The organism is Streptomyces sp. NBC_00239, from assembly GCF_036194065.1.
GTDB lineage: Bacteria > Actinomycetota > Actinomycetes > Streptomycetales > Streptomycetaceae > Streptomyces.
In genome coordinates this window covers 7,551,979-7,563,899 of the sequence record NZ_CP108095.1, presented here as the reverse complement: position 1 = coordinate 7,563,899, position 11,921 = coordinate 7,551,979, and the positions used below count along the sequence as shown (strand labels likewise).

The window sequence follows — 11,921 nt, the reverse complement described above, 5'->3', positions numbered from 1 at the left end:
CCGGCGTCGCAGGCCTGCTCGGGGCGCTCATCCCCGGGCCGTCCCGCCGCCGGCCGGGCCCGCGAGTCCCGTCTCGTACGCGGCGATCACCGCCTGGACCCGGTCGCGGACGCCGAGCTTCCCGAACACGCTGGTGATGTGGTTCTTCACCGTCGACACGCTGATCGCCATCGCGTCCGCGATCTCCGCGTTGTCGAGGCCGGCGGCCATCAGGCGCCACACCTCCAGCTCGCGCGGCGTGAGCTCGCCCGCGGCGGCCGCGGCGGCGGCCTCGGGCGGCTCCGGCAGCCGGTGCGGGGCCCGTACGTACGTGGAGATCAGCCGGGTCAGCAGCCGCGGGGCGACCGCGGCCTCACCGGTGTGCACCACCCGGACCGCCGCGACGAGTTCTTCCGGGGAGATGTCCTTGGGCAGGAACCCGTAGGCCCCGGCGCGCAGCGCGGCCACCACGTACTCGTCCATGTCGAAGGTGCTGAGGGCCAGCACCCGGCAGTCGGGCAGTTCGTCCGCGAGCTGCCCGGTCGCCGCGACCCCGTCCAGCACCGGCATGCGGATGTCCATGATCACGACGTCGGGCCGCAGCCGGTGGGCGAGCGCCACGGCCTGCGCGCCGTCCGCCGCCTCCCCCACCACGTCGAAGTCCGGGTCAGGGGCCAGGATCAGCGCCAGGCCGCGCCGCACCAGCGGCTGGTCGTCCGCGATCAGCACCCTGATCGGCCGTCCGCCCACCGTGTCCCCCGCTGCTCCGCCCGCCATGTCCCGCACCGTTCCGCCCGCCGCTCCGCCCGCCATGTCCCGCACCGTTCCGTCCACCGTTCCGCCCGCCATGTCCCGCACCGTTCCGTCCACCGTTCCGCCCGCCATGTCCCGCACCGTTCCGCCCGCCGTTCCGCCCGCCGCCGCATCCGCCGTCCCGTTCATCGCAGGGCCCCCTCCTCGGCCGTGAGCGGGAGCCGGGCCGCCACCCGGAAGCCGCCGCCGTCCCCGGGGCCGGCCTCCAGCGTGCCGCCGTGCAGGACGACGCGTTCCCGCATCCCGATCAGGCCGTAGCCCGAACCGGAGCCGGAATACGGTCCGCCGCCGGGACCGTTGACCGAACCCGCCCCGTCGTCCGACACCTCCACCGCCACGTGCTCCGGCCCGTACGTCAGCCGTACCGACGCGCTGGCCCCGCCCGCGTGCTTGCGCGCGTTCGTCAGCGCCTCCTGCACGATCCGGAACACGGTCAGACCGAGGCTCGGCGGCAGCGGGCGCTCCTCGCCGCGCACGTCGAGCGCGGTCGGCAGGCCGGCCCTGCGGGACTCGTCGACGATCTCCGCCAGATCGCCGATGCCGGGCTGGGGCGCGGTCGGCGCCTCCTCCGCCTCGTCGCCGGCGCGGAGCACGTCCAGCAGCTGCCGCATCTCGCGCAGCGCCATCCTGCCGGATCCCTCCAGGGTCACCAGCGCCTCCCTGACCACCTCCTGGTCGCCGGAGAGGTTGGCGCGGGCGCCGCCCGCCATCAGCTGCATGGTGGTGATGTGGTGCGCGACGATGTCGTGCAACTCCCGTGCGATGCGGCGGCGCTCGGCGGCCACGGCGCGGTCGGCCTGCAGGCGCCGGTTGTTCTCGATGTCCCGGTGCCAGTGGTTCATGACCTTCGCCGCGGCGAACACGATCGCCCCCGTGGAGGCCATGGCCAGCACGTCGACCAGGCTCGGCCGGGGCCATGTCGACTGCCCTGCCAGCAGTGTCAGGACGGCCGCGGCGGACGCGGACGCCGCGACGGCCGAGGACCGCATCCGTACGACCGTGTAGAGCGCGACCACCACCGTCGCGTTGAAGCGCGGCGCCACCGGCATGCTCAGGTCCAGCAGCAGACCGCACAGCAGCACGGCCGTGAGCACCACGACCGGGGCCCGGCGCCGGGCCAGCAGCGGCAGCGCGGCCACCATCACCAGCACGCAGCCGGCCGCCGGTACGTATCCGAAGTCGCGGTGGCTGCTGAACGTGAAGCCGATCAGGTCCGCGGCCGCCGCGCCCACCGCGACCAGCGCGTCGTTGCGCGTCCACGGCGGTGCGTCACCGCCCGCCGCCCGCCCGCTGCCCTTCGCCATCGCGTTCTCCCCCCCAGGCCGCCCGTGCCGGCCGGCGCCGCTGTGCCACGGTCCACGCGCGGCGCACCAGTGCACCGGACGAATGTCGTCCGGTCATCCATTCTGACAGTCGTTCCGGCCGCGTTCCGGACCTACCGGGTGATCCCGGACCCAGGACCACGGTCCTGGTCGGCCGGCCGGCCCGGCCCCGGCTCCCACCCGGCATCTCGTCCGCTGCTCGGACGATCCGGGCCGCGGACGCTGATGAGCTGGACTCCGGCCGGGAAAACCCGGTGTCCCACGACCACGGAGTACGACGTGATCCGCGCCTTGACCGGGTTCTCGACCCGCAACCCATGGAAGGTGATCGCCGCATGGGCGGTGATCGGCATCTTCCTCTCGATCCTCGGCCAGGCCCTGGTCTACCGCGTCACCGAGACCCAGAGCGGCGGCTTCCTGCCCGCCACGTATGACTCGGCGGCGGCGCTGAAGATCTCCGAGGAGCGGTTCGGCGTGAAGCCCGACGCCAACGCGGTCACCGTGCTCGTCGCCCGCAAGGACGGCAAGCGGATGACCGCGGCCGACCACGACCGCGTCACCGCCGTCGCCGGAGCACTGGGCCGCCGGCCCGTCGAGATGCCGCCCGTGAAGGAGGGCGAACCCGACCTGTTCGCGCAGGACCACTCCCAGACCCCCAAGGTGAGCCCCGCACTGGTCGCTCCCGACCGCAGCTTCGAACTTCTCACCGTGCAGCTCACCGGCAATTCCACGGACCCGGGCCTGCACCGTCTCTTCCGCGCCCTCCGCGACCACGTCGAAGCCGAGTACGCCGAGTCGGGGATGCGGACCGGATTCACCGGCGGGCTGGCGGACCTCGTCGACACGACCGACGCCGAGGAGAGCACGCAGAAGATCGTCGGCGGTCTCATGGTCGGCCTGATCGTGTTGATCAACATCCTGGTGTTCCGCAGCGCACTGGCCGCGATCGTGCCGCTGCTGGCCGTCGTCATCATCGGCGGCGCGGCGTCCGGCACGGTGGTCGGCGGCGCGCTGCTCACCGGCATCAAGCTCGACACCTCGACTCCGAGCATGATCGGCGTCGTGCTGATCGGCATCGGGGTCGACTACTTCCTCTTCCTCCTCTTCCGCTTCCGCGAACAGTTGCGGGCCCGGCCCGATCTGCCCGTGCGCGCCGTGTCGGCGGACGTCAGCGCCCGGGTCGGCACCGCGATCACCTCGGCCGCGCTGACGATCGTGGCCGCCTTCGCGACCCTCGGCATCGCGACGTTCGGGCAGTTCCGGGTGCTCGGCCCCGCGATCGCCGTCTCCGTACTCGTGATGCTGTTCGCCAGCCTCACCCTGATGCCGGCGCTGCTGGCGGTCACCGGGCGCAAGATGTTCTGGCCGTCCCGCGCCCTCCGGCACGAGCCCCGCGCCGGCACCGCCGCGCGCCTCGGCGATCTGGTCGCCCGCCGCCCGGTCGCCCTCGTCCTCGCCTCGGTGGCCCTCCTCGGCGCGCTGGCCGCTGGACTGGTCGGCATCAAGATGGACTTCGGCCAGGCCGCCTCCACGCACAAGACCGAAGCGGTCGCCACCGCCGCCGAGATATCCCGCGCGCTGCCCGCCGGTGTGTCCGATCCGGCCAGCGTGTACGTCACCGCCGAGGACGGCAGTCCCCTCACGGTGGAGCGGGTCGCCGCGCTGCCCGAGGCGCTGGCCAGCGTCAAGGGCGTCGGGCAGGTGGGCAAGACCGTCCTCGCCCCCGACCGCTCCGCCGCCCGCATCGACCTCTACCTCACCGCCGGCTCCCAGACCCAGCAGGCCCGCGACCTCGTCTCGGGACCGGTCCGCGACACCGTGGCCGCCCGTACGCCCGCCGGTCTGGAAGCCCATGTCGGTGGCACGGCCGCGATCTTCGCGGACATCTCCACCGCCGTGGACCACGACCTGAAGATCGTCTTCCCGGTCGCCGCGGTGCTGATCTCCCTCATCCTGCTCGTCCTGCTGCGCAGCGTGCTCGCCCCGGCCATCCTCATGATCGCCGTCGGGCTGGGGTTCGCCGCCACCCTGGGCGCCTCCACCCTCTTCTTCCAGCACTTCCTCGACAAGCCGGGCGTCAACTTCGTCCTGCCGCTGGTGCTGTTCCTGTTCGTCGTCGCCCTGGGCACCGACTACAACATCCTGATCAGCGACCGGATCCGGGAGGAGATGGAACGACCCGGTCCGGCCCGGGCGGCGGTCGCCCGCGCCGTGCGCCACACCGCGCCCGCCATCGCGACGGCCGGCATCGTCCTCGCCGCGTCATTCGGCAGCCTGGCCGTGACCACGAACCCCTCCACCCAGCAGATCGGCTTCGCGACGGCGCTCGGCATCATGCTGTCCGCCTTCGTGCTGTCGATCGTGCTGGTCCCGGCACTCGCCGCGATCCTCGGCCGGGGCATCTGGTGGCCGGTGCGCCCCGGCCGCGGCCGGCGCCGCCACGACAGCGGGCAGCCGGCCCCGGAGCGGACCGCCGCCGCACGGCCGACCCTCGTACAGCCGGACGGACACCCGTACGGCGACCACCGCGCGGACGCCCACGACGCGTCGCGCCACTGAAGCGGGGGTGCCCCACAGCACCTCTGAGGCGGGAGCGCAGACACCCCACCCCTGACGCGCCACCGCCCGGTCCGGCCGCTCCCTCCCCCGGGGAGCGGCCGTTCGGCGTCAGGAGCGGGCGGCGATCACCGGTGGGCTGTCAGCGGGGGGCGATCATCGGGGGGTTGAGGCGGGCGAAGGCCTCCTGGCGCTCGTACGGGAAGTACGGGTAGGGGGCGGGCCGGTGGCTGGCCGCGTCCAGGCGGGACACCTGGTCGGGGGTCAGGTTCCAGCCCACGGCGCCGATGTTCTGGCGGAGCTGCTCCTCGTTGCGCGCGCCGATGATCACGGAGGCGACCGTGGGGCGCTGGAGCAGCCAGTTGAGCGCGATCTGGGGGACGGTCCGGCCGGTCTCCGCGGCGATCCCGTCGAGCGCGTCGACCACGTCGTAGAGCTGCTCGTCGTCGACCGGCGGTCCGTAGTCGGCGGTCGCGTGCAGGCGGCTGCCGGCGGGCAGCGGGCTGCCCCGGCGGATCCGGCCGGTCAGGCGGCCCCAGCCCAGCGGGCTCCAGACCAGGGCGCCGACGCCCTGGTCACGGGCGAGCGGCATCAGCTCCCACTCGTAGTCCCGTCCGACGAGGGAGTAGTAGACCTGGTGGGCGACGTAGCGCGGGTAACCGTGCCGGTCGGCGGCGGAGAGGGATTTCATCAGCTGCCAGCCGGCGAAGTTGGAGACGCCTACGTGGCGGACCTTGCCGGCGGCGACGAGCCGGTCGAGGGCGGCGAGCACCTCCTCGACGGGTGCGGCGGCGTCGAAGGCGTGCAGCTGGAAGAGGTCGATGTAGTCGGTGCCGAGCCGGCGCAGCGCGTCCTCGACGGCCTTGACCAGGCGGGGGCCGGACGTGCCCGCCTCGCCGGGCCCGTCGCCGAGCGGCAGGCCGGCCTTGGTGGAGAGCAGGATCCGGTCCCGCCGTCCCTTGACGGCCTCGCCGAGGACGGTCTCCGAGGCCCCTTCCGAGTAGACGTCCGCGGTGTCGAAGAGGGTGATGCCGGCGTCGACGGCGATGTCCACCAGGCGGCGCGCCTCGCGGGCATCGGTCGTCCCCCAGGCGCCGAAGAGCGGGCCGCTGCCGCCGAAGGTGCCGGCGCCGAAGCTGAGCGCCGGGACGGCGAGGTCGGACGTGCCGAGTTTCCTGTACTCCATGATGTGCCCCCAGACAGATCAAACGGTACTGCGATCCCGTTAAGATGACGCCACTGTAGCAACGGCGAGCGATTAATGGAACTGGGGTCCCGTTATGACGATGATGGGTGGCACGGACGACGCGTCGGCGGGCCCGGGGCCGGGGGCGGCGGCGGCTCCGTCGGCGGCGCAGGCCCGGGAGGCCCGGGACGCGGCGCAGGCTCCGGAAGCTCCGGAAGCCTCGGAGGGCAGCAACGGGCCGGGGGCCAGGCGGCCGGGCGGGCGGACGGCTCGGGTCCGTGCGGCCGTCCTGCGGACCGCCGGCGACCTGCTCACGGAGTCGGGGCTCGACGGGCTGGACCTCGCGGAGGTCGCCCGGCGTGCGGAGGTCGGCAAGACGACCGTCTACCGGCGCTGGGGCACTCCGGCCGGCCTGGTCGCCGACCTGCTGACGCAGATGGCCGAGGAGTCCCTTCCCCGCGCCGACACCGGCTCACTCGACGCGGACCTGCGGGCCAACGCGGACCTGGTGTGCCGCACGCTGGCCGACCCGCGCCAGGGCTCGCTCTTCAAGGCCGTGATCGCGGCCGCCGCCACCGACCCGCGGACCGCCGACGCCCTGCACGGCTTCTACCGGACGCGGGTCGAGGAGTGGGCGCCCTGCGTACGGGAAGCCGTCGCGCGCGGCGAGCTGCCCGAGGGCACCGACGCACAGGAGGTGATCCGCGCCGTCTCCGCCCCCCTCTACTACCGGCTGCTGACCACGGCCGCCCCCCTCGACGACGCCGCGGCCGCCCGCGCGGCGGCGGCGGCCGCGGCGGCCGCGCGGGCGGGCGCGTACATCGCCGCGGCGGGCTCCTGAGGCCAATGGGGGATGCTGTGGCGCGCCGGGCGTGCCTACTGCGGTGAAAAATCGTTTGGCCACACATGATCATCTGTGTGCGCACCAGAACCTCACCACAGGAAACGGACCCGTCGACGCGTTGCCCCGTCGGGGGGTGGCGGGCATGAAAGGACCTCAGCTGCTGTGCCAGGGGTGCTCGTGCCGCCTGTTCACCGTACGCACCAGCCATGACGCGGAGCCGGTCGGCGAGTGGGAGGTCGACCACGAGCACGCGGGGCGCTGCCCCCTGAACGCGCTCCTGCCGTTGACCGGGCGCGCGGTCCACATCGGCGACCTCGCCTACGCCGGTACCGTCCTCGGCGACAGCGGCGCCTGACGCGCGCGCCGGCCGTGTTGCCGCCGGCGGGGCCGGGGCCGCCGGCGTCAGCCCTCGCCGGCTGCCCGACAGACAACCTCCAGCCTCGCCGGCTGCCCGCGGGACAACCTCCAGCCTCGCCGGCGTTTGAGGCGCGGGTCCGGGCGGAGCCCGGTGCCCGGCGGAGCCGGGTTGCCTTGGGGCTCCGCCCCAAACCCCGCGCCTCAAACGCCGGCGAGGCTGGAAGTTGCGCCCCAGGGCACCGGCAAGGCTGGAAGTTGCGCCCCGGGCACCGGCGAGGCGGGGGGCGCCCCAAGGTGAATGGCCCGCTCAGGCCGCGCGGAGGGGCTGGATACGGCCCGCTCAGGCCGCGGTTCGCCTCAAGCGCCGGCGAGGCGAGGGGTGAGGGGGTGGCCCGTTGTGGCGTCGACGTGGGCGGGGACGGCGTCGTGGCGGTCGCCCACCGTCGGCGTTCCACCCGGCTCCACCATCAGGATCGCCGCGCCGGACGGAGCGTACGGCCGGTGCTCCGTGCCACGGGGGACGGTGAAGACGGCCCCCTTGGGGAGGACGACCGTACGCTCCCCCGCGGGTCCGCGCAGCGCGATGCGCAGTTCGCCGTCGAGCACGAGGAAGAACTCGTCGGTGTCGTCGTGGGCGTGCCAGACGTGCTCGCCCCGGACCTTGGCGATGCGGACGTCGTAGTCGTTGACCCGCGTGACGATACGGGGGCTCCACAGGACGTCGAAGGAGGCCAGGGCCTCGTCGAGGGCGATGGGTTCGTTGCTCATGACCTCATCCTTCGCCGTGGTGCGGGGCCGGCGTGAGTGCTATGAATCGCACATGTCGCAAGAATCCTCGCGTGCCGGCGGTACCGCCGATGCCGGACCGCACCGGGTCGTCGTCATCGTCGACGAGAACTCCAACCCGTTCGAACTCGGCTGCGCGACCGAGATCTTCGGCCTGCGCCGACCCGAGATCGGCCGCACCCTCTACGACTTCCGGCTGTGCTCGCCGGAGCCGCGCACCCTGATGCGGGACGGTTTCTTCACCCTCACCGGCGTCGCGGACCTGGCGGCGGCCGAGGCGGCGGACACGCTGATCGTCCCGAACCGGCCCGACACCGAAGTGCCGCGCCGCCCGGCCGTGCTCGACGCCGTCCGGCGGGCGCACGCGCGCGGTGCGCGGCTCCTCGGGTTCTGCAGCGGTGCCTTCACGTTGGCCGAGGCCGGGGTCCTCGACGGGCGCCGGGCCACCGCGCACTGGCAGTGGGCGGAGTCGTTCCGGACCCGGTTCCCCGCCGTCCGCCTCGAATCGGACGTGCTGTTCGTGGACGACGGCGACATCCTGACCGCCGCGGGGAGTGCGGCCGCGCTCGATCTCGGACTGCACGTGGTCCGCCGCGACTTCGGCGCGGAGGTCGCCAACGCGGTGAGCCGGCGGCTGGTCTTCGCGGCGCACCGGGACGGCGGACAGCGGCAGTTCGTGGAACGGCCGCTGCCGGACCTGCCGGACGAGTCCCTCGCACCGCTGCTGGCCTGGGTCCAGGAGCGGCTGGACGCGCCGCTGTCGGTGTCCGACCTCGCGGCGCGTGCGGCGGTCAGCCCGGCCACGCTGCACCGCCGCTTCCGGGCCCAGCTGGGCACCACGCCGCTGGCCTGGCTCACCGGCGAACGGGTCTCCCTGGCCTGCCGGTTGATCGAGCGCGGCGAGTCCCGCCTGGAGGTGGTCGCGCGCCGCAGCGGGCTCGGCACCACCGCCAACCTCCGTGCCCTGATGCGCCGCGAGACCGGCCTCAGCCCCCGGCAGTACCGAAGCCGGTTCGCGTGACGCCCTCCCGGACCGGGCAGGAGGCGGCGGTTCAGGAGACGGCGGTCAGGAGACGGCGCTGATGAGGTGTGCCGTGGTGGGGGCGATCAGGCCGAACAGGTCGCCGATGGTGGTGAGGGCCGCCGCCTGGAGCGCGGCCGCGGGGAGTACGGAACCGTCGGGCGCGGCCAGCGGGCGGGTGGCGGTGGCCTCGGCGACGACGGTGGGCCGGTAGCCCCGGAGGAAGGCGCCTTCGGCGGTGAACGTGACGCACATGTGGGTCATGAAGCCGGCGAGGACGAGTTCGCTGCCGGCCCCGAGAGCGCGCAGGGTCTTCTCCAGTCCGGTCTCGTGGAACGCGTTCGGGACCTGCTTGACGACGACGGGCTCCCCGTCGCGCGGCGCGACCTCGGGGCTGATGGAACCGATCTCGGCGCGAATGTCGTACGGGGTGCTCTCGCCGCCGTCGTTGACGACGTGGACCACCGGGGTGCCGGCGGCGCGGGCGGCGGCCAGCAGGCGGGCGCCGGCCGCGACGGCCTCCTCGGCGCCTTCGAGGGCCATGACGCCGGTGCGGTAGGTGTTCTGGAAGTCGATCATGATGAGGGTGGCGTCGGCGAGCCGGGGCAGCCGGTCGTCGAAACCGGACACGTCACGCAGGGTCGGGGACGCCGCGGCGGTCGTGGCCGTGGGAGCGGTCGGGGCCGTGGGAGCGGTCGGGGCCGTCGCGGCGGTCGGAGCAGTGGCGGAAGCGGTCATCAGAGTGTCCTTTTCGAAGAGATGACGGGATGGCGGAATGGCGGGGTGACGGAATGGCGGGGTGACGGGATGACGGGACGAGGGCACGGCGAAGCCGCGCCGGGGCGCTCGGGCGCCCGGTGCTCGTCGGAAGGGCCGGCCGGGAGTCAGCCGGTGGTGCGGAAGCGACGGCGGTAGGCCGCCGGGGAGGTGCCGATCTGCTTGCGCAGCGCCCGGTGCAGGGTTTCGACGGAGCCGAACCCGCACGCGGCCGCGACCCCGTCGAGGGGTTGGTCGGTGCCCTCCAGGAGACGCCGGGCCGCCTCCACCCGGACCGCCTCCACGTACGAGGCGGGGCTGGTGCCGGTCTCCTGGCGGAACACCCGGGCGAAGTGACGTTCGCTCAGGTGCATCCGTACCGCCAGGGCCGCCGCGGACAGGTCGCCGTCAAGGTGTTCGGCGATGAACATCCGCAGGTCGTCGATGTCCCTGCGGGAGGCCGGGGGCCGGCTCAGCGGGACCGAGAACTGGCTCTGCCCGCCCTGGCGCTTGAGGTACATCACCAGCTGCCGGGCGACCGCGAGAGCGACCTCCTCGCCCAGGTCCTCGGCCACCAGCGCCAGCGCGAGATCCATGCAGGCGCTGATCCCGGCCCCGGTCCAGACGTTCCCGGAGCGCAGGAAGATCGGGTCCGGGTCCACCGTCACCTCGGGGTGGTCGGCCGCCAGCTGCGCGGCGGTCGACCAGTGCGTGGTCGCCGTCCTCCCGTCGAGCAGCCCGGCGGCGGCCAGCAGGTGCGCGCCCACGCACACCGACGCCACCCGGCGGGCCTCGGGCGCGATCGCCCGCACCCAGTCCACGACCTCCCGGTCGATCCGGGCCACCGGACCGCCGGGTCCCGGGTCGACGGCGCCGGGCACGAGCAGCGTGTCCAGTACTCCACCGACCTCGGCGAAGGACAGGTCGGCGATCAGCCGCACCCCCGCCGAGGTGGTGACCGGCCCGCGGGCCGGTCCCGCCAGCTGCACCTCGTAGCCCGCGCGGCCGGCGGTCTCGCGGTTGGCCAGCGCGAACACCTCGGCGGGGCCGGTGACATCGAGGAGGTCGACATCGGCGAAGACCGCGATGACGACACGGCGGGGAGCAGGCATGCGTCCATGGTCATCCGCGCCGCCGATGACCGCAATGACGGCTTTCTGTCAGATCCGGCCACGGGCGGGCGCTCTTGCGCCGCCCGTGGCCGGGTTTCAAGGTGGGGGCAGGAATCCGGACAGGGTCCGGGCAGGGGTGCGGCCGGGGCGAGGGGGCGGGTCTTCGTGGCGTTCGACGGAGCAGCATGGCGGTTCACCGACGACAGGGGCGTGACGGCGGCAGCGGGCAGCCGTCCGTTGCGTATCGCGGCGTACGTACGGGCCGGGGCCGCGCTGTGGGATCTGGGGGTACGGCCGGTCGCGGTCTACGGGTCGGGGCACGACGGGGCGGAGCTGGACCCGGCCAAGGCGGGCGGTCTCGCCGCCGTCCCCGTCCGCTACGCGGGGGCGGGCGACGTCCTCGACGAGGCCGCCCTGCGGGACGCCCGGCCGGATCTGGTCGTGGACGTCACGTACGACGGCGAGCGGCCGTACGCGCTCCCGGAGGCCGTCGCGGGGCGGCTGGGGGTGCCGCTGGTGGCTCTGGCGGTGGACGGCGCTCAGCCGCTCGGTTCGGTCCTCGCGCGGTTCGCGGAGCTGGCCGGTTCGCTCGGCGCGCAGGTGCCCGTACCGGGCGCGGATCTCGCGACCGCCGAGTCGGCGGTGCGGGCGGCGGCCGGGACGGGCCCCGGACGGCTGCGGGTGCTGGCGCTGTCCGCGGCCGGTCCGGACACGGTGCACCTGGCGCGTCCGGGCACCTGGCCCGACCTGCACCGGCTGGCGCGGCTCGGGGTGGACCTGATCGAGCCGCCGGCGGGCGGCGGCGTCAACTGGCTGACGGCCGACGCGGAGCGGGCCGCCTCACTGGGGGCGGACCTCGTGCTGGCCGACTGTCGGGGCAGCGCCGTCCAGCCGCACGATCTGGCGCGGGTGTCGGCCTGGCGCACGCTCACGGACCGCGCGGCCGTCGAGCCGTGGAACCCCGAGATCCCGTGCAGCGAGGCGGCGTGCACGGCCTTCTTCGGCCGGGTCGCCGAGGCCCTGGAACTCCTCGGCTCCAAGCGGCCCGCCCCCGGGAGCACCGAGCCCGCGGATCCCCCGGAGTGACCCGTACGTCGGATTGACCGGCCGTACGGGTTGTAGGCGTGCTGCGGGTCGTACGGGTGCTACGGGTCGCACGCGAGGGTCGGGCCGTACGGGTTGTACGGCT

General features: G+C 74.2%; 11 protein-coding genes. 5 read left to right on the top strand and 6 right to left on the bottom strand.

Features of this window, described 5'->3' with window-relative positions; all coding sequences use genetic code 11:
- Positions 1 to 27: 27 nt before the first annotated feature.
- Both OG764_RS33505 and OG764_RS33500 read right to left on the bottom strand, forming a co-directional pair.
- A complete protein-coding gene (locus OG764_RS33505; RefSeq protein ID WP_328973260.1) occupies positions 28 to 756 on the bottom strand; it encodes a response regulator transcription factor in 729 nt (242 codons plus the stop codon).
- Positions 757 to 917: 161 nt separating this feature from the next.
- Entirely contained in the window at positions 918 to 2,096 is a 1,179-nt protein-coding gene (locus tag OG764_RS33500; protein ID WP_328972082.1) for a sensor histidine kinase, read from the bottom strand.
- A 297-nt stretch (positions 2,097 to 2,393) separates the two neighbouring features.
- Here OG764_RS33500 and OG764_RS33495 point away from each other — a divergent pair, with 297 nt between their 5' ends.
- Complete coding sequence (locus OG764_RS33495; RefSeq protein ID WP_328972081.1) at positions 2,394 to 4,673, top strand: MMPL family transporter; 2,280 nt, start codon at positions 2,394 to 2,396, stop codon at positions 4,671 to 4,673.
- Positions 4,674 to 4,812: 139 nt separating this feature from the next.
- Here the strand turns inward: OG764_RS33495 and OG764_RS33490 are convergent, their stop codons facing one another.
- Complete coding sequence (locus tag OG764_RS33490) at positions 4,813 to 5,856, bottom strand: aldo/keto reductase (protein WP_328972080.1); 1,044 nt, start codon at positions 5,854 to 5,856, stop codon at positions 4,813 to 4,815.
- A 289-nt stretch (positions 5,857 to 6,145) separates the two neighbouring features.
- Between OG764_RS33490 and OG764_RS33485 the strand changes: the two genes are divergently transcribed.
- Both OG764_RS33485 and OG764_RS33480 read left to right on the top strand, forming a co-directional pair.
- Entirely contained in the window at positions 6,146 to 6,697 is a 552-nt protein-coding gene (locus OG764_RS33485; protein WP_328973259.1) for a TetR/AcrR family transcriptional regulator, read from the top strand.
- Positions 6,698 to 6,842: 145 nt separating this feature from the next.
- On the top strand, positions 6,843 to 7,055 hold the full coding sequence (locus tag OG764_RS33480; protein WP_328972079.1) for a hypothetical protein: 213 nt from the start codon (positions 6,843 to 6,845) through the stop codon (positions 7,053 to 7,055).
- 359 nt (positions 7,056 to 7,414) lie between these two features.
- Here the strand turns inward: OG764_RS33480 and OG764_RS33475 are convergent, their stop codons facing one another.
- A complete protein-coding gene (locus OG764_RS33475; protein WP_328972078.1) occupies positions 7,415 to 7,825 on the bottom strand; it encodes a cupin domain-containing protein in 411 nt (136 codons plus the stop codon).
- A gap of 52 nt (positions 7,826 to 7,877) precedes the next feature.
- Here OG764_RS33475 and OG764_RS33470 point away from each other — a divergent pair, with 52 nt between their 5' ends.
- On the top strand, positions 7,878 to 8,864 hold the full coding sequence (locus OG764_RS33470; RefSeq protein ID WP_328972077.1) for a GlxA family transcriptional regulator: 987 nt from the start codon (positions 7,878 to 7,880) through the stop codon (positions 8,862 to 8,864).
- Positions 8,865 to 8,909: 45 nt separating this feature from the next.
- On the opposite strand, the gene OG764_RS33465 is transcribed toward OG764_RS33470, so the two are convergent.
- Positions 8,910 to 9,605 (bottom strand): isochorismatase family protein, encoded by a 696-nt coding sequence (locus OG764_RS33465; protein WP_443056261.1) that lies wholly within the window; start codon positions 9,603 to 9,605, stop codon positions 8,910 to 8,912.
- 143 nt (positions 9,606 to 9,748) lie between these two features.
- Complete coding sequence (locus OG764_RS33460) at positions 9,749 to 10,732, bottom strand: GlxA family transcriptional regulator (RefSeq protein WP_328972075.1); 984 nt, start codon at positions 10,730 to 10,732, stop codon at positions 9,749 to 9,751.
- Positions 10,733 to 10,897: 165 nt separating this feature from the next.
- On the opposite strand from OG764_RS33460, the gene OG764_RS33455 reads away from it, so the two are divergent.
- Positions 10,898 to 11,818, top strand: coding sequence for an ABC transporter substrate-binding protein (locus OG764_RS33455; protein ID WP_328972074.1), 921 nt, complete (start codon positions 10,898 to 10,900; stop codon positions 11,816 to 11,818).
- The last annotated feature ends 103 nt before the right edge of the window (positions 11,819 to 11,921 follow it).